The organism is Psychrobacter sp. 28M-43 (genome assembly GCF_014770435.1).
GTDB lineage: Bacteria > Pseudomonadota > Gammaproteobacteria > Pseudomonadales > Moraxellaceae > Psychrobacter.
This window is the reverse complement of record NZ_CP061739.1, coordinates 2979312-3003835: the sequence shown is the minus strand read 5'-3', so window position 1 is coordinate 3003835 and position 24524 is coordinate 2979312. Positions and strand designations below refer to the sequence as shown.

The 24524-nt window shown below is 43.9% G+C and carries 21 protein-coding genes and 2 tRNA genes; 8 read left to right on the top strand and 15 right to left on the bottom strand.

Going from position 1 to position 24524, the window contains the following annotated elements; genetic code table 11:
- Nucleotides 1-23: 23 nt before the first annotated feature.
- The gene (locus IEE84_RS12605) at nt 24-959 is read left to right on the top strand and encodes a DMT family transporter (protein WP_191114397.1); all 936 of its coding nucleotides are present in this window, start codon (nt 24-26) and stop codon (nt 957-959) included.
- 271 nt (nt 960-1230) lie between these two features.
- Nucleotides 1231-2232 carry an NADPH-dependent aldehyde reductase Ahr gene (gene ahr, locus IEE84_RS12600; protein ID WP_114701908.1) on the top strand — a complete coding sequence of 334 codons (1002 nt, stop codon included), beginning with the start codon at nt 1231-1233 and terminating at the stop codon, nt 2230-2232.
- 305 nt (nt 2233-2537) lie between these two features.
- Here the strand turns inward: ahr and glmS are convergent, their stop codons facing one another.
- From glmS to hisF, 7 genes are all read right to left on the bottom strand, one after another.
- Nucleotides 2538-4382 carry a glutamine--fructose-6-phosphate transaminase (isomerizing) gene (gene glmS, locus IEE84_RS12595; RefSeq protein WP_191114396.1) on the bottom strand — a complete coding sequence of 615 codons (1845 nt, stop codon included), beginning with the start codon at nt 4380-4382 and terminating at the stop codon, nt 2538-2540.
- 182 nt (nt 4383-4564) lie between these two features.
- Entirely contained in the window at nt 4565-5941 is a 1377-nt protein-coding gene (gene glmU, locus IEE84_RS12590; protein ID WP_191114395.1) for a bifunctional UDP-N-acetylglucosamine diphosphorylase/glucosamine-1-phosphate N-acetyltransferase GlmU, read from the bottom strand.
- Between the two features lie 169 nt (nt 5942-6110).
- The gene (locus IEE84_RS12585; RefSeq protein ID WP_191114394.1) at nt 6111-6716 is read right to left on the bottom strand and encodes a phosphatidylglycerophosphatase A family protein; all 606 of its coding nucleotides are present in this window, start codon (nt 6714-6716) and stop codon (nt 6111-6113) included.
- A gap of 3 nt (nt 6717-6719) precedes the next feature.
- Nucleotides 6720-7751 carry a thiamine-phosphate kinase gene (gene thiL / locus IEE84_RS12580; protein WP_191114393.1) on the bottom strand — a complete coding sequence of 344 codons (1032 nt, stop codon included), beginning with the start codon at nt 7749-7751 and terminating at the stop codon, nt 6720-6722.
- An 8-nt stretch (nt 7752-7759) separates the two neighbouring features.
- Nucleotides 7760-8602 (bottom strand): transcription antitermination factor NusB, encoded by an 843-nt coding sequence (gene nusB, locus IEE84_RS12575; RefSeq protein ID WP_191114392.1) that lies wholly within the window; start codon nt 8600-8602, stop codon nt 7760-7762.
- A 216-nt stretch (nt 8603-8818) separates the two neighbouring features.
- Nucleotides 8819-9337, bottom strand: a complete 519-nt coding sequence (gene ribH / locus IEE84_RS12570) for a 6,7-dimethyl-8-ribityllumazine synthase (protein ID WP_057762077.1) — start codon at nt 9335-9337, stop codon at nt 8819-8821.
- Between the two features lie 185 nt (nt 9338-9522).
- Nucleotides 9523-10305 (bottom strand): imidazole glycerol phosphate synthase subunit HisF, encoded by a 783-nt coding sequence (hisF, locus tag IEE84_RS12565; RefSeq protein ID WP_191114391.1) that lies wholly within the window; start codon nt 10303-10305, stop codon nt 9523-9525.
- A 185-nt stretch (nt 10306-10490) separates the two neighbouring features.
- On the opposite strand from hisF, the gene IEE84_RS12560 reads away from it, so the two are divergent.
- From IEE84_RS12560 to IEE84_RS12550, 3 genes are all read left to right on the top strand, one after another.
- Nucleotides 10491-11654 carry a homoserine kinase gene (locus IEE84_RS12560; protein WP_191114390.1) on the top strand — a complete coding sequence of 388 codons (1164 nt, stop codon included), beginning with the start codon at nt 10491-10493 and terminating at the stop codon, nt 11652-11654.
- A 72-nt stretch (nt 11655-11726) separates the two neighbouring features.
- Nucleotides 11727-12056 (top strand): hypothetical protein, encoded by a 330-nt coding sequence (locus IEE84_RS12555; RefSeq protein WP_224737794.1) that lies wholly within the window; start codon nt 11727-11729, stop codon nt 12054-12056.
- Nucleotides 12057-12977 (top strand): class II glutamine amidotransferase, encoded by a 921-nt coding sequence (locus IEE84_RS12550; RefSeq protein ID WP_057762068.1) that lies wholly within the window; start codon nt 12057-12059, stop codon nt 12975-12977.
- Nucleotides 12978-13001: 24 nt separating this feature from the next.
- On the opposite strand, the gene IEE84_RS12545 is transcribed toward IEE84_RS12550, so the two are convergent.
- Nucleotides 13002-13592: a YchJ family protein gene (locus IEE84_RS12545; RefSeq protein ID WP_191114389.1), complete on the bottom strand. Its 591-nt coding sequence runs from the start codon at nt 13590-13592 to the stop codon at nt 13002-13004.
- A 59-nt stretch (nt 13593-13651) separates the two neighbouring features.
- On the bottom strand, nt 13652-14368 hold the full coding sequence (locus IEE84_RS12540) for a metal-dependent hydrolase (protein WP_191114388.1): 717 nt from the start codon (nt 14366-14368) through the stop codon (nt 13652-13654).
- A gap of 126 nt (nt 14369-14494) precedes the next feature.
- Between IEE84_RS12540 and IEE84_RS12535 the strand changes: the two genes are divergently transcribed.
- Both IEE84_RS12535 and acnA read left to right on the top strand, forming a co-directional pair.
- A complete protein-coding gene (locus IEE84_RS12535; RefSeq protein ID WP_191114387.1) occupies nt 14495-15574 on the top strand; it encodes a DUF3025 domain-containing protein in 1080 nt (359 codons plus the stop codon).
- A gap of 296 nt (nt 15575-15870) precedes the next feature.
- Nucleotides 15871-18708 (top strand): aconitate hydratase, encoded by a 2838-nt coding sequence (gene acnA, locus IEE84_RS12530; protein WP_191114386.1) that lies wholly within the window; start codon nt 15871-15873, stop codon nt 18706-18708.
- A 99-nt stretch (nt 18709-18807) separates the two neighbouring features.
- Here the strand turns inward: acnA and IEE84_RS12525 are convergent, their stop codons facing one another.
- The 6 genes from IEE84_RS12525 to gltX all read right to left on the bottom strand — a co-directional run bounded on the left by IEE84_RS12525 (nt 18808) and on the right by gltX (nt 22914).
- On the bottom strand, nt 18808-19461 hold the full coding sequence (locus tag IEE84_RS12525) for a LysE family translocator (RefSeq protein ID WP_191114385.1): 654 nt from the start codon (nt 19459-19461) through the stop codon (nt 18808-18810).
- A 292-nt stretch (nt 19462-19753) separates the two neighbouring features.
- A tRNA-Glu gene (locus IEE84_RS12520) sits at nt 19754-19829 on the bottom strand.
- Nucleotides 19830-19977: 148 nt separating this feature from the next.
- Nucleotides 19978-20053: transfer RNA gene (locus IEE84_RS12515), tRNA-Ala, on the bottom strand.
- A gap of 122 nt (nt 20054-20175) precedes the next feature.
- The gene (locus IEE84_RS12510; RefSeq protein ID WP_191114384.1) at nt 20176-20541 is read right to left on the bottom strand and encodes a hypothetical protein; all 366 of its coding nucleotides are present in this window, start codon (nt 20539-20541) and stop codon (nt 20176-20178) included.
- 116 nt (nt 20542-20657) lie between these two features.
- A complete protein-coding gene (locus IEE84_RS12505) occupies nt 20658-21167 on the bottom strand; it encodes a hypothetical protein (RefSeq protein WP_191114383.1) in 510 nt (169 codons plus the stop codon).
- A gap of 220 nt (nt 21168-21387) precedes the next feature.
- The gene (gltX, locus tag IEE84_RS12500; protein WP_191115487.1) at nt 21388-22914 is read right to left on the bottom strand and encodes a glutamate--tRNA ligase; all 1527 of its coding nucleotides are present in this window, start codon (nt 22912-22914) and stop codon (nt 21388-21390) included.
- Between the two features lie 364 nt (nt 22915-23278).
- Here gltX and rsmH point away from each other — a divergent pair, with 364 nt between their 5' ends.
- A complete protein-coding gene (rsmH, locus tag IEE84_RS12495) occupies nt 23279-24313 on the top strand; it encodes a 16S rRNA (cytosine(1402)-N(4))-methyltransferase RsmH (RefSeq protein ID WP_416383498.1) in 1035 nt (344 codons plus the stop codon).
- The last annotated feature ends 211 nt before the right edge of the window (nt 24314-24524 follow it).

The window sequence follows — 24524 nt, the reverse complement described above, 5'->3', positions numbered from 1 at the left end:
TTATAACGTTAGAGGTGGCTACTATGCTGCAGAATAAATCTAGTCTAAGTGCTATTTTATGTGTGATAGCTGCCAGTGTCCTTTGGGGAACGACAGGTACAGCCTCTGCTTTTATACCTGACGTTAGTCCATTAGCCGTTGGTGCGTTTTCGATGGGGGTAGGCGGTGTATTGCTAGTATTGAATGCTAAGAATAATTTATTAAGCGATAGACAGAAACTAATTTCTAAACCCAGTCTCTTATTCATCGGTAGCCTATGCGTTGCTATCTATCCTTTAGCTTTTTATTCCTCTATGAGATTGGCAGGTGTCGCTATTGGTACAGTGATCTCAATTGCCAGTGCGCCATTTTTCACTGTTATCATGGAGCGTCTGATTAGCAATAAAAAAGTCACTAGTCGATGGGTGGTAAGTTTTATATTTGGTGTGGTTGGCGTTATTTTGCTGACTTTAGGGAAAACCCAATATTTAGATATAAATGCACAAGCAAATAATCAAATATTAGGCGTGTTGTTAGGGTTAGTTGCAGGATTGACCTATGCCACATATTCGTGGTCAGCACGTCAAATGATAGAGAACGGGGTAAACTCGAAATCAGCGATGGCCAGCATGTTTGGTCTGTCGGCAATCTTATTGTTGCCATCATTATTATTAACAGGGGAAAACCTGTTTTTAGATGCAAAACATATAAGCGTTGTCCTATATCTGGCAATTGCACCGATGTTCTTTGGTTATTTACTTTTTGGTCAAGCGTTGAGAGTGATTGAGGCGAGCAAAGCGACGCTTATCACTTTACTAGAACCTATCGTGGCCACTATATTGGCAATCATTATAATCGGTGAAACATTCTCTCCTATCGGCTGGCTAGGAATGTCACTCATGATAGTCTGTCTCTTACTGCAGGTAATGAAGATGCCAAAAATGATAAGGTATCGAAGAAGACATGCACTATATAAGTAACCAAGCAATATAAGTAACCAAGCAATTTTTTTGACGATAAGCAGTATTTTTGATGAGTTACTGCTTGGTAAGTATGACTCTTTGTATGACGTTAGTCTAAAACTGGTAAGTTGAATGGATTAGTTAGGTCAGTCTTTGCTATAGTCTGTCCAATCAAATTAATTGAAGAAATTGTTTATCTCTTATAGCACTATTTTAATTTTACTAACATATTAATAGCTTCTAGAACGATAAACCAATCTCTAAAAAAACTAGAAAATAAGGAATAACTATGATTAATGCATATGCAGCAAAAGAGAAAGGTGGCAAATTTGAGCCTTATGAATATGATCCAGGTGCTCTAGGCGATCACGAAGTAGAAATCGAAGTACATAGCTGCGGTATCTGCCATAGTGATTTATCGATGTGGCAAAACGAATGGGGCATGACTCAATATCCGTTTGTCGGTGGGCATGAGGTTGCAGGTAAAGTTCTCAATAAAGGCAAGCACGTCAAGCATCTAGAATTGGGCGATAAAGTCGGACTTGGTTGGCATAAAGGGTACTGTAACGTTTGTGATCTATGCATCGATGGAGACCACAACCTATGCCCTGAGCAAGAAGGTACGATCATTGGTAACCACGGCGGCTTTGCAGATAAAGTACGTGCAAAAGATACTAGCGTTATTAAGATACCTGAAGGGCTTGATTTTAACGCGGTAGGACCACTGTTATGTGGCGGTGTCACAGTGTTTAACCCACTTATGCAGTACGACATCAAACCAACTTCTAGAGTGGCTGTAATTGGTATTGGTGGCTTGGGTCATTTGGCATTGCAGTTTGCCAATGCGTGGGGCTGTGAAGTGACGGCATTTACCAGTGAATCAAAAATGGAAGAAGCAAAAGAGATGGGCGCTCACCATTCACTAAACTCAAGAGACGATAGCGAAATTGAAAAAGCCGCAGGTTCTTTTGATCTAATCATCTCAACAGTAAACGTCGATATGAACTGGGATGTCGTGATCAAGACGCTAAGACCAAAAGGTAAGCTGCATTTTGTTGGACTGCTAGAAGCACCACTAGAGATATCGGCTGCACCAATGATTATGGCTCAGAACAGTCTATCAGGCTCGCCAGTTGGCTCACCATCGACGCTACGTAAAATGCTAGATTTTGCTGCGCGACACAATATTCAGCCAGTCACTGAAACATACAAAATGTCTGAGATTAATGAAGCGTTTGAGCGACTAGAGAGTGGTAATGCTCGCTATAGAGTGGTGCTAGAGAGAGACTAAACGTCGTTACAGGCGACTAAATGTAGCCACTAGATAAGCACAATGATAGTGATACTCTAATTAATAGATAGAGTGTCACTATTTTTTTTGTATCAAAATTCTGCTTTTCACCAGTTTTTAATATATGCGAATTATTTGGAGCTGGATCTAAGTATTTTTATTTGATTCTTTACTGATGTAGTTCTTACTGCTTTTTTCTAAACTGCTAGTAGGTCGTTTTAAACTTATAAAAAACCCCTGCTACTGAGTTTACAATAGCAGGGGTAAATACTTATCTTTTTCAGAGCTCTCGTAGAGTAATTCTTTTATTCTACCGTGACTGATTTTGCCAAATTGCGTGGTTGATCGACGTCTGTGCCACGCATTACTGCTACATGGTATGACAACAGCTGCACAGGCACGCTGTAGACGATAGGGGCAAGCGTCTCACAAACATCGGGTACATACACTAAGTGCAATCTATCTTCCGCGACCATTTGACTGGCTTCACTAGCGAATACAAATAGCTCACCATGACGCGCATGCACTTCTTGCATGTTGGCTTTTAATTTATCAAACATACTGTCTTTGGGCGCTAGTACGACGATGGGCATGTCTTTGTCGACCAATGCTAATGGACCGTGTTTGAGTTCACCTGCCGCATAACCTTCTGCATGAATGTAAGAAATTTCTTTTAGCTTTAACGCGCCTTCTAGCGCAATTGGGAACTGTAGCCCGCGACCTAAGAATAGACAGCTCTTCTTATCTTCAAAGCTTTCACTCATGGTCTTGATAGGAGCATCAAGGTTTAAGCTGGCGTAGAGTTGTCCTGGTAATTGATGTAACTCACCTAATAACGTATTTAGGTGTTCGTCAGTCATGCGCTTCTGAGTGACGCCAACTTTTAATATCAATAATATCAAGGCCACAAGCTGAGTGGTAAATGCTTTGGTAGAGGCGACGCCAATCTCAGGCCCTGCCAATGTTGGCAAGAAAATATCTGTTTCGCGTACCAACGATGACGTCGGTACATTACATAGTGCCAAGCTGACTAAGCCTGCTGGTGTTTGCTTCTGGATATCACGTAAAGCTGATAAAGTGTCAGCCGTTTCACCAGATTGAGAAATACAGATGACCAAAGTATTATCGACGACGACAGGATTGCGATATCGGAATTCGCTGGCAACCTCGACGGAGCAAGGTATACGGATAAGGCTCTCAAACCAGTATTTTGCGACCATACCGGCATGATAACTGGTACCACAAGCAATCACTTGCACATGATGAATACCTGACAACAGTGTCTCATGACGCTGTAAAAAATCGTCGCGTAGTTTGGTGGTTTCACCATTATCCAAAGCCATCTCTATCGTACGAGCGACGGCATCTGGCTGCTCGTAAATTTCTTTGAGCATATAGTGTTTGAACTCGCCTTTATCGGCATTGTGCTGGGTTGCATCAATTTCATGTATCTGACGTTGGACTTCAACACCATCTGCATAAACCTGAATGCTATTGCGAGTTAATTTGGCGATATCACCTTCTTCTAAGTACATAAAGCGGTTAGTCACTGGCAGCAACGCCAACTGATCTGATGCGATAAAATTCTCACCGATACCGACACCAATCACTAAAGGTGAGCCTAGGCGTACAGTAATGAGCTCATCAGGGCAATCTACGTGTACGATACCCAATGCAAAAGCACCGTGCAGTAGCGGGATAATGGTACGGACCGCTTCTAACAAGTCAGGCGTTTTTTTGTAGATATCATGGATTAGATGCGCCACAACTTCAGTATCTGTCTGTGAAGTAAACACATAGCCCTTGGCTATTAACTCTTCTTTTAGTTCAGCGTAGTTTTCAACGATACCATTATGAACGACCGCAATCTTACCTGACACGTGTGGATGCGCATTACGCTGTGCTGGTTCGCCATGGGTTGCCCAGCGCGTATGAGCAATACCAATATGACCATCAAAGAACTCTGGATTGATAGCAACGGCATTAACCAGTGCCTGTACTTTACCTACTTGGCGCTCACGGTGTAATTCGCCATCACGAATAACCGTCAGACCAGCTGAGTCATAGCCGCGATATTCTAAACGTTTTAGGCCTTCAAGTAAGATATTAGCGATATTTCGCTCAGCAACGGCGCCTACAATTCCACACATGGCTATTCCTTAGATTTAATTTTTAGTAGTTCAATATATAATAGTGCAAGATCAAAGAATTTGGTTGGACATTAATGATGAGTCATCAAACGACAAATATAGCGAAGCAGCACCACAAAGATTGCCGTACTGCTTAGATTTATTCAAAAATGACTGAGGTTGGCTAAACCACCAATGAGCAATTATTTTTTAGTGGGTCGTTGAAAGTCATTTTTTTGTACTTGACGCGCACGACCAAATGCCAACGCACTACTGTCAACGTCTTTGGTAATCACAGAACCAGCGGCAACGGTAGCTGTATCGCCAATCGTCACTGGTGCGACTAAGCTAGCATTGGAGCCAATAAACGCATTGTCTTCAATGATGGTTTGCGATTTATTGGCACCGTCATAATTACAGGTAATGACACCAGCACCGATATTAACGTCTGTGCCAACGGTTGCATCACCGACGTAGCTTAAGTGATTTACTTTACTGCCTTGACCAATAGTCGACTTTTTAATTTCGACAAAATTACCAACTTTGCTGTTATCAGATAGTACGGTATCAGGACGCAGATGCGCAAAAGGCCCGATATCAACACCAGCACCAATATCAGCGCGATCGATCACACAATACGGTTTGATGTAGCAGGCATTACCAACCTTGGCATTTTTGATGACACAGCCCGCTTCGATATAGACGTTGTCACCCAAGGTACAGTCACCTTCAAATACCACATTGACGTCAATAAACACATCTTGACCAGCGCTCAACGTACCACGAATATCGACACGAGTAGGGTCGGCAAACTGTACGCCAGCTTCTTGTAAATCAGCAACTAGCTTGCGCTGCCAAGTTCGCTCTAGACTAGCAAGCTGTTGGCGGTTATTAACCCCTTCAATCTCAAACGTATGCTCAGGCTCAATCGCCGCGATAGTAATACCATCGGCAACTGCCATTTTAACGATATCCGTCAGATAATATTCTTGCTGTGCATTGTCGTTAGAGAGCTCAGGCAAGTATTTGTGCAGTAGCGCATTATCGACACAGTAAATACCGCTATTAATTTCTCTAATGCTTTGCTCTTCAGCATCAGCATCTTTTTGTTCAACGATGGCTTCAATATTGCCTGCTTGGTCACGCTTAATACGACCCAATCCAAATGGATTATCGACAGTCAATGTCAGCATCGACATACCATCAGTATTGGCAGTTTTTAATGCTGTAAGCGTCTGACAGCTTACCAATGGCACATCACCGTAAAGAATAAGACTTTGTCCTGATTTGGGCAAATCAGACAGCGTCACCTTGACTGCATGGCCAGTTCCCAATTGCTCGGTTTGAGCAACCCAAGTAATCGATGCTTGTGTATATTGAGTAGTAATTTCTGACTTTACTTGATCACCACCAAAGCCATGAACAATGATGGTTTCATCAACAGTGAGCTGATGACAAGTATCTAGTACATGGCCTAATAAAGACTTCCCAGCCAATGTCTGCAATACCTTTGGCTTTGCCGATTGCATACGTGTGCCTTTACCGGCAGCTAAAATAATTACAGAAAGAGGAGATGTCATAATAGGCTCACAAATGTAACAAAATATAATATTGGATTATAGCGCAAATGTTTATTTATAAAAATGCTGTGATGTGCAGGCTTTGTAATTTGAATACCAATAACTTAAGTAAGTAAAATCAAATATATAAGACAGCTAAAACTGTAGTAAATATTTCTGTGCGCTAATATCAAAAAGACATGAACATCATCACAATGACGTAAATAACCAACCAAATGACCGCTGCCATGATGCCTGCAATAATATCATCTAACATTACCCCAAGACCGCCAGCAACTTTTTTGTCTGCCCAGCCAATCGGGGGCGGCTTCAAGATATCAAATACGCGAAATAGGATAAAGGCGGTCGGTAGCCAGCCCCAAAACATAGGCATCATCATTAACGACAATGTGTTTTCAGGCTTAGGAAATAAATAAGACAAAATGTAAGATAACGGTAATAAGGTAATCCACATGCCTGCCCATTCATCCCACACAATATGTGGATCATCGTGCACCTGCATTAATTCAGAAGTACGCCCACAGATCCAGATACCAACCAAACAAGATAAAATAGTCAGCAGTAAAAAAGGAATAAAACCTAGACTCATGAAGGGCACGCCCACAATCAGCCCACCAAGGGTACCCCAAGTACCAGGTGCACGGCGTGGTAAACCACTACCTAAACCAATACCGAGCCAATAAACCACACGGTCAAGCACGCTAGCACCGACCGGTAAGGGTGGGCAGTCATTTGCTTTACGGATGTCAGGCTTAGATAAGTCGTGATCAGTCATGGATTAGCCTGTAAAGTGTTGGTAGCCAGTAAGGTTGGGCCACGTTAAAAACGGTGCGGGCTGAGTAGGCGTTACTGGCTGATTTTGATAAAACAGTTCAAGACGTGAGTTATCAGAAGACTTAGTATCTGTCGCTATCGGATCTGCTAGTGCAATTACCTCGCCGATACAAGTGACAGGTGTGTTGCCTATAGGCGGTTTGATATTCGCAGGCAAAGTAAATGCCAATTCATAATCATCGCCGCCCGCTAGCTGACCTAATAAGCGATCAGACAAATCGACAGTAGACAATGACTCGCTACTCGGTAGCTTGTCTAAATGGATGCGCATGCCGACAGAGCTTTGTTGACAGACATGACCAAGATCTTGATAAAGACCGTCGGAGATGTCTATCATCGCTGTTGCACCCATCTTTGCCAATGCTGCACCTAGTGCAATACGCGGCGTTGGCATATGTAGACGATGCGCCAACTCGATACCTTGTGCGCTGTCAGGATGCTGCAAGGCGAAAGCGGCATCACCAAGTGTGCCTGAGACATAAACCTTATCACCAACTTGTGCACCTGAGCGGTAAATGGCTGGTGTATCTGCGGTCAGCAACCCTTGTGCGCTGATACTGAGTACTAAGCGCTCACTACGCGTCGTATCACCACCTATCAGCGTCACGCCAAACAGCTGGCACGCATGAAACAGCCCTTTGGCAAATTCAGTGAGCCATTCGTGATTTGCTAGACATTCAGGTAGTGCCAACGCTAGCATAATGCTATGCGGCGTCGCACCCATAGCTGCAATGTCTGAGACATTAACGGCCACGGCTTTATAGCCAATCGCAAATGCTAATTCGTCAACTCTTTGCCAGTCAGCATGAAAGTGACGACCTTGAACCAGTGTATCAATACAGCTAACCAAGCGTGATCCTGCTGGCAATGCCATCACAGCTGCGTCGTCACCGATACCTTTTTCGATACCAGTCAATGGCGCATGCGTGGCCTGCATCTGTGAGAATATACGCTCAATCAGCTCAAACTCGTTCATGGCTAGTCTTAGTCTTTGGTATCGTTAGCGTTTTTCTTGCTCGCCTTAAAGTCACTGATATTTGCATTGGCTTTACTGGCACTACTGCGTTTAACGTTGGCTTTGTTAGCACTGATACGCGGCTTGTTTGATGCAGTCGGCTCATCGACGATCGTGCTTTCTGTTTCAGCAGCAGTTTCGATATTATCGGCTGAACTTACTTCAGGCTGTTTAGCCGCCGCTTTTTGTGACGTACGTAGATTGGCATTGGTATCTGCTTGTACCTCTAAAGCACGCAGCTCACCAGCCATTTTATCCAGTACCGCATTAATCAATTTATGAGCATCAGTCGCCCCAAAGTGATTATTTAGCTTCATCGCTTCATCAAGCACGACTTTATAAGGAATCTCTACACGGTTTTGTAGCTCATACGCGCCAATCAATAATATAGCGTGTTCAACAGTATCTAGCTTATCAACCTCACGATCGAGATGCTGACTGATAAGCGCATCGAGAGCTTCAATTTGCTCTGGGATGTCGCGCATCATTTCATGATAATAACCGATATGGACGGTATGCATGGCATTGGTTGCACGCGTGCGAGCAGCAATATCGTGCGGAGCATTGGCTTTCCAGCCAAGCTTACCATCTACATCAAAGCGGCGATCAGTGACGAGCCATTCGTATAGGCCTTGCATCGCAAAGCGACGTGCCTTACGTATAGCAGTGTGACTGGTCTTGTAAGAAGACTCACTCATATCGAATGTTTGATCACCCGCACTACTGCTCGCTATACGGGTAGCCTCAGCTTGTCCATCATTGGCTTGTGCGGTTTTCGCAGCGCTAATAGCGCGCTTGAGTTGGTCAGTCATAGGGGGTCTGTACCTAAATTTTTGAGATGATACCCAGTCAAAATATAAATTAGCAAAGTAGTTTTTTAGCTATGCTGATTCAAAGCTTTAAAGGGTATGGAAATACGGCGAAAATTCAAAAAGTAGCCAATTGTTTCGATAGCTGGCTATTGCTATGAGGTGCTGTTATTACTAAATAGCAGCACCAGTTAAACTAATAAATTTGAGCTTTAAAGCTTACGCTTCATCGATATCATCAATATCAAGTTGTGACAAAACAGCGATCATTTCTAGTACAACCATCGCAGCTTCAGAGCCTTTATTGCCCGCTTTAGTGCCAGAGCGCTCGATAGCTTGCTCGATGCTATCAGTAGTGATGATACCGTTAGCAACAGGGATATTATAATCCATTGCCACAGCGCTCAAACCTTTGGCAGATTCGCTAGCTACAATATCAAAATGCGGCGTGCTGCCACGGATGATTGCACCCAGTGCCACAATCGCGTCAAAACGATCTGACTCAGCAGCACGTTGGGCAACAAGTGGTAGCTCAAATGCGCCAGGCACACGAATAACAGTAATGTTGCTACCCAGTACGCCATGACGGAGTAGGGCATCGATTGCACCATCAACCAATGACTCAACGACAAAACCGTTAAAACGACCAACAACGATACCAATGCGAGCGTCAGCGTTTTGATGTAGGTTACCATCGATATGAGTCACGTCGTTGCGCTGCTGTTGTAAATTCGACATAAAAAATCCTTTGCTTAATAAGCGTTCAATTGAAATATAGGCGTCAATAAGTAGCTAAATAGTCTGATGCGTTCAATCGACTCGGTCGCCTATTATTTTGGCGTTGCCCTAGTTAATTGAACGAAAATAAATGGTTAGCGCTATGATAGCATTTTTTTGGGTTTTATTTGTATATTACGAGCGTGCTAAAGACGCATCTGTATTCCTTGCGCTGCCATATACTCTTTGGCTTCCAATACCGTGTACTCACCGAAGTGAAAAATACTGGCGGCAAGTACGGCATCGACGCCGCCTTCCAGTACACCTTCTGCCAAATGTTGTAGGTTACCAACGCCGCCTGATGCGATAACTGGTACATTAACGCGGCTCGTAATTTGCTGCATCAGCGCCAAGTCGTAGCCTTTTTTGGTGCCATCACCGTCCATCGAGGTGACCAGTAGTTCACCAGCGCCTAGCTCTGCCATTTTGCTCGCCCAAGCAACGGCATCGATACCCGTTGGCTTACGGCCACCATGAGTAAAAATCTCCCAACGTGGTACGGCAATACCATCGACGTTGATATCAGCGACGCGTTTGGCATCGATAGCAACGACGATACACTGATTACCAAATTTCTGCGCGGCTTCACCAACGAACTCTGGCGTAAATACGGCTGCTGAGTTAATCGCCACTTTATCCGCGCCAGCATTGAGCAAATTGCGGATATCAGCGATTTTTCTTACGCCGCCGCCAACAGTCAGCGGAACGAATACCGTTTCTGCCATGCGCTCAACAGTATGATAAGTGGTATCGCGCTCATCATTGGTCGCAGTAATATCCAAAAAAGTAATCTCATCAGCGCCCTGTTCGTTGTAGCGTTTGGCTACTTCGACAGGATCGCCTGCGTCTTTTATATCGACAAATTGTACGCCTTTGACCACGCGGCCATTGTCTACGTCCAAGCAAGGAATGATACGCTTTGCTAACATAGGGTCTTTCACCTTATAATCAATTCATAGGCGCTAGTCTAGCAAAATCACTGCTATTTCAGGCAGGTTTTCGCAAGATTATTACGCTTTTCACCATAGTTTTATCATGCGCGGTACAATTGCTGTTATTACCGCATAAATTTATCCTATTTAACTTCTTATCCAATTGCTATAAGTGAGATGTCATGTCCGTCTATACCCAGTTAACCGATGATCAGTTTGCCGCCTTTTGCCAAAGCTTTGGCGTGTCGTTTGCCCGCGCGATTCCGATCACTCAAGGTATTAAAAACTCAAACTGGTTTATTCAAACGACTGACGATGTAGACGGCACATACTCTTACGTATTTACTTTATTTGAAGAACGTCCGCCTGCTGATATCGAAAAAATGGCCGTTATTCTTAATCAATTAAATGGCAAGCTACCAGTCGCCGCGCCGCTAGCCGTTGTTGAATCAAATAGTTCGCAAACGGATGGCGATGATAAGCGCTATGTCATCCACTATGAAGACAAAGCGATTACGCTAGTGCCATGCTTAGCGGGCTCACATCCGGATCAAACCACGCAAGCGATGTGTCATGACATTGGCGCGGCATTAGCCATGCTGCATGAAACGCTACAAGCATTGCAGCCAAGTGAGCAGTACGGAGTGCCTTTGTACCCATGGGCAGATGTGCGCGACCGTGAAATGCAGTTCATGCCAGGTGACGAAGCCAAGCTGATGAGCGATATCTGGCGCTCTTATTCAGAATTGCCACTGGCAACCTTGCCAAAAGGCTTATGCCATTTAGACATGTTCGCCGACAATACCTTATGGAATCTACAAAAAGGCGAAGCGCGTTTGACAGGTTTATTGGACTTCACCGAAGTCAGTGTCGAGCATTACGTGATGGATATTGCGATTACTATCAATGATTTTTGTACCACGTGGGGCGTTGCAGAACAAGGCGAATCCGTTAACTTTGACCGGAGCAAAATGGCGGCGTTCTTACAAGGTTATGAATCGATCCGTCCGCTAAATAACGACGAAAACCGTGCACTACCTGTTATGCTGGCAAAAGCCGCGGTGATATTCTGGTTATTACGCCTAAACGTGATTCACTACAATCGTACCGAAGGCCGTACGGGTGATAACATCATGGTCAAAAACCCTGACTTGATGAAACGTCTGGCTGCTTATCATTGGGCGCATGTTGAAAAGTCGCAAAATACCGTATTCGTATTATTAAGCAAACCAGATAATCAAATAGTCGGCGTGTTTAGCAGTATCACGCAAGCTGAGCAAGCGCAGGAAACATTAAACAGTAGTGAGTTTGCAATCAAAGAATATACGCTAGATCAATTGTCTTAAGCATTGCCTATTCATTTATTCTAGTACCAATGCTAGTACTAATTTTAGCACCGAAACCTTAGAGGCGACCCCATGACCGATCAAGTTGATAACTGGCACAAACTGGCGCGCTACGATACCAATATGCAAGGTGAGCTACACGCCAACCTACTACGTAATAATGGCATCACCGTGTCCTTGCAGCCGCTAAGCGCTATCCCTGGGATGAACTCGGGTATCGTTCTCTGGGTAGAAAATGCAGATCTGGCAGAAGCTCAGCGCATTTTGGATACCATCCCAACTGATGGTGCCGCCTTACTAGATGAAATGAGTGATGCTGACTTTGATGCGCTGTCTGCCGCTCAAAGCAACACTCCTCAAGGTAACTCGATGATAAACGACAATAACGGCGGTAACGATTAAATGTGTCAACTCTTAGGAATGAACTGTAATACCCCAACGGATATTGGCTTTAGCTTTGCAGGGTTTCGCAAGCGCGGCGGGATGACGGACAGTCATGAAGATGGCTTTGGTATTGCCTTTTTTGAGCGCAGCGAATGCAGCAATAATGACAAAACCAACGATGAGACGGCAAATGACTCAACGGGTCTGCGTTTGTTTCATGACAATCGTCCAAGCCATCTGTCGCCAGTCGCTGATTTGGTTAACAATTATCCAATCAAAGCCATGAATGTCATTGCGCATATCCGTAAAGCGACGCAAGGGCAGAACTGCTTGGCAAACACCCATCCATTCGTCCGTGAAGTATGGGGCGAGCAGTGGGTGTTTGCGCATAATGGACAGATGAATAGCGAATTTATCAAACGCTGTCAGCGCTTACAAGACAATGGCAATGCCTCACATTGTCAGCCAGTTGGTTCAACTGATTCTGAAATGGCATTCTGCTATTTGGTCAATCGTCTAAAAAGCAGCTTTAAATCGCGTCCTGATGACAAAACGTTGTTTAATTTTTTGACTACGCAATGTCGTTATCTCTCTGCCAATGGGTTGTTTAACTGCTTAATATCGAATGGCAGGTGGCAACTGGCTTATGCAGGTAGCTTACTGTTTTATCTCACGCGCAAAGCGCCATTTGGTGAAGCGAAACTCGCTGATGATGATATGGCGATTAACTTTGGTGATGTGACTACAGATACAGATAAAGTCACTATTTTAGTCACCGTGCCATTGACTGAAAACGAGAAGTGGCAGCAGTTGGCGGTCAATGAATGCTTAATCTTTCAAGATGGTGATGTCATTTATAAAGACAGCCCGAGCCAGCGCAAGTTTTTGACGGTTGATGAAGGGATTGCAATTGCACGAGCCGTTGGAGCGAGTGTTTAGGGAACGATAAATAACTAAAATTGTTTAAATATAACTTCCACAACACCGTTTAAACTTTTCACCCGACCCACAAATGCACGGTTGCTTTTGGCTGACAGTCATCGCAACCGTCGGGTCTAAAAAGTACCAGCGCGCATCTTGATTAGCTTTGCTTTTTACCTTTACGAAAGTAGAAAGTTCATGATGCACCTGTATTTTTTCTGCTAAACCACCTGATGTTTCCTCAGCGCTTTTAAAATAAGCTTTAAATTCAACCTGTGCATGACATTTACCCAGCTTTGGCGTGTGCTCTACAATCTCTAGTCCTGCCCAATCCGTCTCTTTTGCCCAACTTTCAATCGCTACAACATCAAGTAATGCTTGCTGAGCAGGCACTGTGGTCTTGACGATATACTCTGGTTTTATGAGCACAAAGGCACTATAGCGCGTACGCATAAGCCGTTCGGCTGTCTCCGCTTTTATACCATCTGCTTTGTCAGCCTCATCATTATAAAAAGCACCATTATAAAAAGCATCATGATAAGGCTGGCAGCAGTCTTGATAGGATAGTGGAGCGTCTACCGTCTCTGCTGTTGGATTGATTTGGCAAGGGCAAGTATCTGGGTAAGATTGCATGTTTTACTCTAATTTTTGTTTGGGCCTATTCGTTTAGGCTCAGTGGTCTTTTGATAATTTTATTGCAGCATTCTTTTTATTAATTCTGGCAATATGCCGACTTTGAGCTGCGCCCATGCAGAAGGATCACTTAATCGTGACCAAAACATCTCAAAAGGTGGGGCGGCGTATACCAGTAGTGCAAGGATAGTATATAAGAGCAGATACCACCATTTGTCTTTTGGCTGATAAAACTTCATTGCCGTGCCCGATGAACGTTTCATTTTCATATTGGACAAATTGACGCTATACAGCTCGTCCAATGACAAATGCACCATCGCGCCACCAAATAAAAACAGCCCATAAAACCAACTGGTCGTCAGTGGTAGGTGCAAGCCATAATAACTTAGGCACGTCAGACCCAATCCCAGTAGTGCCATATACGGCACAGAGTGGATGACGCCGCGATGCACCGTCATAGTAGTAAAAATATGAAAAACGACATAACGCATAAAACCGTAGCCTGCCAGCCACAATACTATTAGTGCCAGTAAGCTCAAATCACTACGCCAATGCATGACCAGACCAAAGGCAAATATAAACGAGGTGATATTAAAACCGAGCTTAATCGGTGTTGAATTATCAGAATCCAAGTCTGGCAGCAACCCACCGATAGTACCAAGCGCCACACACACCAAAAATCCTGAATCATCAATCAATCCAGCTTTATAAACCGTCAAACTCAGTGTGCCGCTGACCATAAAGGCGACATTTAAGTGGGTATTAAAATTTGCCATAAAACTCATTCATCCATAGCGCTCAAAAAGTCCTTTCGAGCGGCGTATCTAGCAGTAAAAAAGCGCACCATGATACCATAGACCGTCCATACGTCTAATAGAGATAGCCTGTAAGAGAGAGCTTCTATGCCTGCCAGTGATTTACCCGCCACACTTAACTCCGTTACTCATACTAAGCAGCTACCTGTAGTAGAAGGTCAGCTTGATCACAGCTTTGCTGCCATTGATTGGCAAGCGCCCTGGCTGTCTCATATTACTCAATTGAGTTATGTCAGCAACACGATTGAACACCTTAGTCGCTCGAAATCACAGAGAAATAGCTTGGATAGTTTAAGTAATTTGGGTGATTCAGAAAGTTTGGATAATGTGAAAAGCATAGATGAGCACGATATAAATGCTTCTGACATCAATACGCCTGACACGATTGCCAAAGTCTTAAAAACAGCGATAACGCAGCAGGCCAATCATTTAGAGCAGCCGTTACCGCATACCAAACCTGCTCATGACCACAAATCTCAGACGCTACAATTCGTCTCTCAAAATGCATTGCCTGAAGGGGAGGCTTATGAGCATTTCATCGGCACAACTGGCAACATCCCGACGCGTGATAATTTGCATGATTTGTTTAACGGCAGTATTTGGCTGACCTTTCCGAAGACTAAAGCTATGCTCAATTACTACCATATGCTAGAAATCGCTAAGCAGGGTATTAGTGAGCGTCGAGGGCGTGTGCGCGACACTATTACAGTCTTTGATGAGAATGGCGCAGTGCTAGTGACTTCTGATGCTAATATCGGTGAGGCATTGGTTGATTTTGACTGGCAGGCAAGTTTGGTGAAACCACGTGCTAAATGGGACAACCCAACCCAGCCTGATAACAGCGCTCAAGCCGCAGTCTATATTTTTGGGCATGCCCTGCTTGAGCAGTTGGTACACCCGCGCAAACCTCTATGTGCTCACAGCATTGTCATTCACGTTGCACAAGAATTCTTTACCTTATCCTTAGCTGAACGTATGAGCTATTTGGATGACAAGGTTGCAGAATATATGGACACGTTATTATCAAATGACGATGTGAAGCCGCGCCAGCTTGCGCCGCTACCGATCTTAGGTGTACCGCATTTTTGGGCAGAAAATGCAGATACTGGCTTTTATGAGGACAGCTACGTATTCCGCAATGGACGACGTAAAAAAGATAAAAATTGAATAGGAATAAATCATTTAACAATAGCTCGCTAAACCGTTGTTACGTTTACGATTGTGCCACGATTCGACAACGTCCAGACGTTAACAAAGCCTTGTATGTTTGTTATGGTAAAAGGGAGTTTCTGTTAATCACTACAGATATGATTATCTCTTTTGTTAACACTGACTCATATCAGACAGTTTTGCGAAACTGCGATATTGATTTAAGACAGATCAATCATTTATTGAGCCACCAGTCATACATAAACTTATAATAATTTATGTCCAGGATTTATAACAACGATAAGGAAGCTATCATGAGTGATATTTTTGATGTAAAAGACACCCTTTCGGTTGCTGGCAAGGAACATGCCTACTACAGCCTACCAAAGCTGACCGAAACTTATGAGCATATCAAGACACTACCATTTTGTATGAAAGTGGTATTAGAAAACCTATTGCGTAACGAAGACGGCGGCCAGTCGGTTGGTAAAAACCATATCGAAGCGGTTGCCAACTGGGATGCAGGGGCTGAAGCGTCAAAAGAAATCGCTTTTATGCCAGCGCGTGTGGTATTGCAGGATTTCACTGGTGTACCTTCAGTAGTCGATTTGGCGGCGATGCGTGATGCAGTTGTCGAGCTTGGCGGTAAGGCTGAGCAGATCAATCCGTTTATCCCTAGTGAGCTGGTCGTCGATCACTCTGTACAGGTTGATGCTTATGGCCGAGAGGACGCGCTAGATTTGAACGAAAAAATTGAATTTAAGCGTAACAATGAGCGCTATGAGTTTTTACATTGGGGCAAGCAAGCCTTTGAAAACTTCGTCGTGGTGCCACCAGCGACAGGTATCGTGCATCAGGTTAACCTTGAGTATTTAGCCCGTGTCGTGATGGCAGCAGACGTTGATGGCGAGCTGACAGCTTATCCAGATACAGTATTTGGTACAGATAGCCATACCACGATGATTAATGGTATTGGCGTACTTGGTTGGGGTGTGGGCGGTATCGAAGCTGAAGCTGCAATGCTGGGTCAACCGTCATCGATGCTGATTCCACAGGTAGTCGGTTTTGAGTTAAAAGGTAAGCTAACCGAAGGCGTCACGGCGACCGATTTGGTATTACGTGTGGTTGAGATGTTGCGCGCACATGGCGTAGTGGGCAAGTTCGTCGAGTTTTATGGCGAAGGCTTACATAGTATGCCGCTAGCGGATCGCGCTACCATTGCCAACATGTCACCAGAGTATGGTGCGACTTGTGGTATTTTCCCAATTGATCAAATGGCAATTGATTATCTGCGTCTATCAGGTCGTGACGAAGAGCAGATTGAACTGGTTGAAAAATACGCTAAGGCGCAAGGCTTATGGCACGATGCCGATACACCTGCGGCGACTTATTCAAGTAAACTAGAACTAGATCTGTCGTCAGTACAGCCAGCACTAGCAGGGCCAAACTTGCCACAGCAGCGTATCAATTTGTCTGATATGCATGAGAAGTTTGGTGAAACGCTAGAGAAAATGACCAAAGATCGCAAGTCAGAAGTAGAAGGTAAAGTACGCTTTGATCAAGAAGGCGGCGAGCAAGAGCAAGCTGAACACTTAGCGGCTGAACCGAATATCGAAGTTGATACCAGTGATGACAATGCAGGTTATGCGCCAGCAAACAATGTCTTTTCAAATGTCAGTATCGATGACAAACAACACAAGTTACGAGACGGGTCGGTAGTTATTGCCGCCATTACTTCTTGTACCAATACTTCAAATCCAGCGGTAATGATTGGTGCAGGTCTAGTGGCCAAAAAAGCTGCTGCCAAAGGGCTTAAAGCCAAACCTTGGGTTAAGACATCGCTCGCACCGGGTTCTAAAGTCGTAACCGATTATTTAGAAAAAACCCATCTAATGGATGAGCTAGAAAAAACAGGCTTCTACTTAGTAGGGTATGGTTGTACGACTTGTATCGGTAACTCAGGGCCATTATCAGAAGAGATCGAAAAAGGCATTGAAGAAAACGACTTAGTCGCGGCAGCGGTACTGTCTGGTAACCGTAACTTTGAAGGTCGTATTCACTCGCATGTCAAAGCCAGTTATTTAGCATCACCACCGTTGGTCGTTGCTTATGCATTGGCAGGTACTGTTGATATTGACTTGACGACTCATCCGCTCGGACAGGATCAAGATGGCAATGATGTATTCCTAAAAGATATCTGGCCGACTTCAGAAGAGATCAACGAGCTGATTGCCAATAATATCGATGCCGATATGTTCCGCAAAAACTACGGCGAAGTATTTGACGGTAGTGCAGCGTGGAACGCAATTAGTTCAGCGGATAGCCAACTGTATCCATGGGATGAAGGGTCAACGTATATTAAAAACCCACCGTTCTTTGATGGTATGACCATGGAGCCAGAAGGTATCCCTGATATCGAAGGCGCGCGTATCCTAGGTCTGTTCGGTGATTCAATCACCACCGATCATATCTCACCAGCAGGTAATATCGATCCAGACTCACCAGCAGGTAAGTACTTGCAAGAGCGCGGTGTAATGGAAGCAGACTTCAACAGCTATGGTTCACGCCGTGGTAACGATGCAGTCATGACCCGTGGTACCTTTGCCAATATCCGTATCAAAAACACGATGATGGGCGGTAAAGAAGGGGGCTATACCTATTACTTCAAAGATGACAGCGCTACGCTACAAGATGGCGAAGAAATGCCTATCTATAACGCAGCGATGAAGTATAAAGAAGACAAGCGTCCGCTAGTGGTATTGGGCGGGGCAGAGTATGGTTCTGGTTCGAGCCGTGACTGGGCAGCCAAAGGTACTATCTTGCTCGGCGTAAAAGCGGTGTTGACCAGCTCGTTTGAGCGTATTCACCGTTCGAATCTCGTCGGTATGGGTGTGCTGCCATTGACGTTTAAAGACGGTCAAAATGCAGAGACTTACAAACTAGATGGTTCTGAAGTGCTGAGCATCACGGGGCTAGATAATGGTGAAAGTAAAACAGCCACGGTTACGGCTACACGTGCTGACGGAACGGCAGAAACCTTTGAGGTAAATGTCGGTCTACAAACGCCAAAAGAGCGCGAATATGTGCGTCATGGCGGCGTATTGCACTATGTACTACGTCAACTGGCTGCTGAGAGCAAAGAAGCAGGCTAGTGATGTATTAGACTTAGTATGAAAACAGCCCAATCTCCTTCAAAGTAGGGGATTGGGCTTTTTTATGGAAGACGTTTTTTCTTCCTGTTATTTCGCTAATCAAGCCTTTTCAGTCAATAACTTAATTCCTAGCCCCATAAATACGATACCACTTATTTTATTCATCATGGATTCAATTTTTGGATTCTCTCTTAATTTTTTGCTGAACTTTGACGCCAGCAGTGCCAAACTCAAGCACCATATAAAGCCTGTAGTGGCAAAAGTCAGCCCTAACATCAAAAATGACAGCATGCCATAAGCATAACTAGCGTCGATAAACTGAGGGAAGAACGCCAAGAAGAATAAAGCGACTTTTGGGTTAAAAGTATTGGTTAACACACCTTGCTTATATATTTGCCAACCATCTACAGCCTTTCGGCTAGTCACATTCTGATCTTTGGATAGATTGTTTGTTATTGAGTTAGAGCTTTTGCTCGTCAGCATCTTGAAGCCTAAATAGCACAAATAGCTGGCCCCAACATATTTGACAATCATAAAAGCGGTAGGGGAATTGGCAAGCAATACGGACAACCCTAGCGCCGCCAATAACGTATGTACCAAAATACCCGAAGTAATGCCAAGAACAGAATAAACCCCTGCTGTTTGTCCCTGTGAAATACTACGGGTGATGATGTACATGCTATCCGTACCTGGCGTTAGGTTTAACAAAATAGCCGCCAAGATAAACCCCAGATAATTCTCGATACCAAACATAGCAATCACTTCCCTTTAATCACGCTAAGCCCCATCATTTATAGTATGTGGCTGCACTTTATAAATATGCTTATCAGATCGATATTAACGAGTATTAGATAGGTTGGCAATAGCGCTATCAACACTAAGCTAGCAGCTATTAATAATAAGCTAACGACAACAGAATAGAGGATGTTGAGAAATGACAGACATAAAAAATCCCAGTCACCGTATGATGACTGGGATTTTTCATTGTTCGCTTATTAGTCTAATCTGATGCTAAGCAAAAGTGCTAATAAGTGACGCCGAATAGTGGCGTCCCCAGGGGGATTCGAACCCCCGTTACCGCCGTGAAAGGGCGGTGTCCTAGGCCTCTAGACGATGGGGACGCATAGAGTGTTATAACCAGTGGTTACAACGGTACTTCACAATATCAGATAGCTTAGTAAATAAGCATTGCCTAGGTGCTGATATCGTCCTACTAGCGAGTATTTATTATTACGTTTCAGTAATACTGAGCGTTGCTATAAATAAGTATGGTGGAGCTAAACGGAGTCGAACCGTTGACCCCTTGCATGCCATGCAAGTGCTCTACCAACTGAGCTATAGCCCCTCGCTAAGAGTGTGCGTATTTTATGTAAGAGCGGCAGTCTTGTCAACCACTATTTTAAAAATAATGCATAAATATGCAAAAAAAAGTGATTTAGCCTATTTTAAAGGTTCAATAAGCCCAAATTAGCGTGGATTTTGCTTAATGGCAATCTCTTTTAGGGCTTTATCGGTATAAAACTCTTCTTCGCTACCATCAGAAAAAATAATAGCACAGCATTCAGTTGGCATATATTGACCACCTTTCTCTCGGATCGTTCTTATACCTTTGACGCCAATGATGTCATATTCGCCCAATTTATCTAGATTATGTTTGGTGTAACCACAGTAAGCGCTGTATATCCATTTTAAATCTTCGAAGTCTTGGCCCTTGGTCAGGGTCAAAGTTGCATCAAACAGCTCCTTTACGATGGCATCATAATATTTCTGTGCTTCTTTTAGCGTGTTAAAGACATAATCTTTGCTTTCTATCGTGACGGTTTTGGCAGCCATGTTTAGTTCCAGTTCATAAGAAGGTTTAGCGAGTTATAAAATATAAAGTCCATCTATTTTATAGGTTCTTATCTAGAACTTGTGAGTTTTATAAACATACTATCCGAAATAGATTATTAGATAGCATTACCACCGGCACTATTCCATGCTTTAGTAAATCCTATTACAGGGAAGTATGTTTTTTCATTATTAAACTGAATCTCAATAGGTGAGGTAGCTATCTTGAATAGATTGACAACATAATTATGACCACGTTCTGTTTGAGGAGTTAGACTAAAATAGTAACTGCTAGAATCTCTAAATTTTTGGCACCAACGTGACATTTTAACTGCTTGTCCATTGAATATCATTGTTGTGCTGTCAGGTATAGTAGTTGTGTATTTGCAGCTATTAATATCTGCAGCATGATAATCGCTAAAATAAAGCCTTTGACCTCCTGACTTCGAATGACTTATTTCAGCTTCAAAAAATTTAGCTTCAGCTCCATAGTTACTAGTGTACTTAATCCATGCTGATCCATTACCTAGCTGTGCCCATGACATAAAGTCTTCGATTTCTGTGGCATAACTTTGTGTTGAAATCATACTGCCTAGAAATAATGATATTAACAGCTTTGTAATTTTCAAATCTTTCATCTCCAAATGAATTAAAATATGTAAGGCTTAGGTAAGAGTCTACAACATTTTAGTTTTATTGAGAAACTCAAATTTTTGATAAGAAAAAGCGTGAATTTTGCTATTGCAAAACCCACGCTAATTAATCTTAATTTACAGAATAAACTTCTTTCAAGAACGTTTCGATGAGTAGGAGTTTAGGTGATTTTTAATAATGAAAGCTCCAGCAGTACTACTCAGCAGCAGCCAAAAAGTCTGGCAGTTCTGCCGCTTGTTTCTCAAGTTTTTTCAGTTTCTTTTTACCGAGGCCGCCTAATACATCAACTGCGTGACGCAAGCGAGTCAGAGTCATATCAGCACCGATAATCGCCATAGAGTTCATGACTGGCGTCGATGAGGTGCTACCAGCGATAGCGATAAAGAACGGCGCCATAAAGTCGCGCATCTTGATATCCAGATGAGCAGCAAGGCCTTTTAGCGTGGCATAGATGTTTTCTTCTGACCACGTTGGCAAGACTTCTAACTGCCAAAGCGCTAATTGCAGCATCTCAATAATTTGCTCAGGCGTGAGCGATTTATGAGTGAAACTCTCAGCATTGATGTCAGGTAGGTTTTGGAAGTAGAAACCACCCCAATTAACCGCATCAGACAATAGCTCGATACGTGGCTGAATTGCGGCTGCGATAGCGGTTAGTTTGTCACTGTTGCTGGCCCACTCAAGGATTTTATTCTTTAGTTCTTCAGGGCTAAGCGCACGTAGCCATTCAGCATTGAGCCAGTTTAATTTTTCAATATCGAAGATAGGGCCACCAAGCGACACACGCTGAATATTAAAGCTGGCAATCATTTCTTCTAGCGTAAACTGCTCAGCATCATTGGGCATTGAGTATCCCATACGACCGAGATAGTTTAGCAGCGCTTCAGGTAACACGCCTGCATCACGATAGTAGGTGATAGAGGTTGGGTTTTTACGTTTAGACAGTTTTGACTTATCAGGGTTACGCAGTAGTGGCATATGGCAAAGGGTCGGCATTTCCCAACCAAAATAATCATATAGCAGTTGATGCTTAGGCGCAGAGTTCAGCCACTCTTCACCGCGCATCACATGGGTGATTTCCATCAAATGGTCATCGACGACGTTGGCTAAATGATACGTTGGCATGCCGTCTGTTTTTAGTAGTACTTGCATATCGACTTGAGTCCAAGGGAACTCAACGGTGCCACGTAGCATGTCTTGTACCTGACAAGTGCCTTCGGTCGGTACACGCATACGAATCACGTGCGGTTTGCCTTCGCTTACCAATTGCTCAGTTTTTTCTGGAGCAAGATGGGCACAGCGACCATCATAACGAGGGGTCTCGCCATTGGCCATTTGTTCAGCGCGCATAGCGTCTAACTCTTCACTGGTACAAAAACAGCGGAACGCATGGTCTTTTTCTATGAGTATCTCAGCGTGCTTTTTATAGATATCGCTACGCTCGCTCTGACGATAAGGGGCGTGTGGGCCGCCAATATCTGGGCCCTCGCTCCAATCCAGACCAACCCAACGTAGGGCATCCAAAATCATTTGTTCTGATTGCTCAGTCGAGCGCGTCTGATCAGTGTCTTCGATACGTAAGATGAATTCTCCGCCATGCGCTTTAGCAAAAGCTAAGTTAAACAGGGCAATATAGGCAGTACCTACGTGCGGGAAGCCAGTTGGTGATGGGGCGATACGCGTGCGCACAGGGCGCTTGCTGTCAGTAGAGGTTTGCATGATAAAATTCTCAAAGTTTGCTATCGATATAAGCTATCAGTATAAATAGCGATGAAAGATATGAAGTCGATGTTAAGAAATAGCGTAAAATATAGCGCTAGTATAACAGAGACATGTGATATTTTTAATGAAAAGCCCTTCTAGTGCTTGACTACAGGTGTATCCTTGCGATAATAATGCTAAGCAAGTCATAACTTGTTTATTTTCATCTAATTACTGGCCAGTATGGTCGTCATCTATTGAGTTGTTTGTGTCCCTATCAAAGTCTAAGCCAAAATCGAAAGCCAGTCCTTCTGCCGCCGCTGATCTCTCTGAGTCAGCGTCTAATCCTTCTGCTGTAAAGGATTCGTCTACGCAAGATGTCGATCTGGATGTTACTCACGCCCGTCATGAGGGCGATATCACGTCTGATGAATTAAGTTTTGTCCATGATGCGGTGCTGCTGCAAGAGACTGTCGCTGCGGTACTCGGCGTAAAATCCTTGCCCAAGCAAAAAGAAGGCGACCAAAATAGCTTAAATATAAGTGGCATCTACGTTGATGCAACCTTTGGTCGTGGCGGCCATAGCCGATTGCTATTAAGTCAACTCGCTGAAGATGCAACACTGATTGTCTTTGACAAAGATCCGACAGCCATTAGTGTGGCGCAAGAGTTGGCAAGCAAAGACAGCCGTGTGCGTGTGGTTCACGATAGTTTTGCGACGTTGACCGACAGTCTGGCTGCTATGGGTATCACTGAAGTTGATGGCTTGATGGCAGATTTGGGCATCTCATCACCGCAGATTGATGATGGTAGTCGCGGCTTTAGCTTTATGCGTGACGGGGCAGTAGACATGCGTATGGATACCAGCCGTGGCCAGTCAGTTGCCGAATGGCTCGAGAAAGTCGATGATGAAACGTTGGCCAATGTGCTTTATGAGTTTGGTGAAGAGCGTCATAGCCGCCGTATTGCACGAGCTATCAAACAGATGGAGAGCTACGAGTCTACGCTTGAGTTGGCAGAAGTCATTAAGATAGCGCATCCTAATTGGCAACGCGGTAAACATCCAGCCACGCAAAGCTTTCAGGCCATGCGTATCTTTATTAATAATGAGTTGGGCGATGTTGACGACTTTTTAGAGCAAAGCATTCCTATCTTAAAGTCAGGTGGGCAGCTTGCAGTCATTAGCTTTCACTCATTAGAAGATCGCCGTATCAAGCAGTTTTTGCAGCGACATAGCAAAGGGCAGTATCCAGAAGACGAAAACCTGCCAATGCCGCCAAATCGACCACGCTATTTTAGCAAGCCAAAACGTGTTGGCCCAAGCAAAGCTGAGACGAGTCAGAACCCGCGCGCGCGTAGTGCATGGCTGCGTATGGCAACGCGTACTGACACAGCTTATGAGCAGATGACAGCACCATAGAACATCATGCTGCCACAAGTCATAGTCGAATATGATTATTGAGTTGTCTAAGATTGCTAATGTTTGTCTAAATGATGCGCAAATGTCCTAATGGCTACGCCACTGTTAAAAATCTGTAAATATTGTCTGTTAGGCTCAGCAGTTGGTTTTTATCTGCATGATAGTTGCACAGATTTATATGTAGTATAGCCATGCAACGTGCTTGGTTGTG

Excerpts from the sequence above, each read along its gene's own strand:
- IEE84_RS12605 (WP_191114397.1), top strand. The coding sequence starts at position 24 with ATGCTGCAGAATAAATCTAGTCTAAGTGCTATTTTATGTGTGATAGCT.
- ahr (WP_114701908.1), top strand. The coding sequence starts at position 1,231 with ATGATTAATGCATATGCAGCAAAAGAGAAAGGTGGCAAATTTGAGCCT.
- glmS (WP_191114396.1), bottom strand. The coding sequence starts at position 4,382 with ATGTGTGGAATTGTAGGCGCCGTTGCTGAGCGAAATATCGCTAATATC.
- glmU (WP_191114395.1), bottom strand. The coding sequence starts at position 5,941 with ATGACATCTCCTCTTTCTGTAATTATTTTAGCTGCCGGTAAAGGCACA.
- IEE84_RS12585 (WP_191114394.1), bottom strand. The coding sequence starts at position 6,716 with ATGACTGATCACGACTTATCTAAGCCTGACATCCGTAAAGCAAATGAC.
- thiL (WP_191114393.1), bottom strand. The coding sequence starts at position 7,751 with ATGAACGAGTTTGAGCTGATTGAGCGTATATTCTCACAGATGCAGGCC.
- nusB (WP_191114392.1), bottom strand. The coding sequence starts at position 8,602 with ATGACTGACCAACTCAAGCGCGCTATTAGCGCTGCGAAAACCGCACAA.
- ribH (WP_057762077.1), bottom strand. The coding sequence starts at position 9,337 with ATGTCGAATTTACAACAGCAGCGCAACGACGTGACTCATATCGATGGT.
- hisF (WP_191114391.1), bottom strand. The coding sequence starts at position 10,305 with ATGTTAGCAAAGCGTATCATTCCTTGCTTGGACGTAGACAATGGCCGC.
- IEE84_RS12560 (WP_191114390.1), top strand. The coding sequence starts at position 10,491 with ATGTCCGTCTATACCCAGTTAACCGATGATCAGTTTGCCGCCTTTTGC.
- IEE84_RS12555 (WP_224737794.1), top strand. The coding sequence starts at position 11,727 with ATGACCGATCAAGTTGATAACTGGCACAAACTGGCGCGCTACGATACC.
- IEE84_RS12550 (WP_057762068.1), top strand. The coding sequence starts at position 12,057 with ATGTGTCAACTCTTAGGAATGAACTGTAATACCCCAACGGATATTGGC.
- IEE84_RS12545 (WP_191114389.1), bottom strand. The coding sequence starts at position 13,592 with ATGCAATCTTACCCAGATACTTGCCCTTGCCAAATCAATCCAACAGCA.
- IEE84_RS12540 (WP_191114388.1), bottom strand. The coding sequence starts at position 14,368 with ATGGCAAATTTTAATACCCACTTAAATGTCGCCTTTATGGTCAGCGGC.
- IEE84_RS12535 (WP_191114387.1), top strand. The coding sequence starts at position 14,495 with ATGCCTGCCAGTGATTTACCCGCCACACTTAACTCCGTTACTCATACT.
- acnA (WP_191114386.1), top strand. The coding sequence starts at position 15,871 with ATGAGTGATATTTTTGATGTAAAAGACACCCTTTCGGTTGCTGGCAAG.
- IEE84_RS12525 (WP_191114385.1), bottom strand. The coding sequence starts at position 19,461 with ATGTTTGGTATCGAGAATTATCTGGGGTTTATCTTGGCGGCTATTTTG.
- IEE84_RS12510 (WP_191114384.1), bottom strand. The coding sequence starts at position 20,541 with ATGGCTGCCAAAACCGTCACGATAGAAAGCAAAGATTATGTCTTTAAC.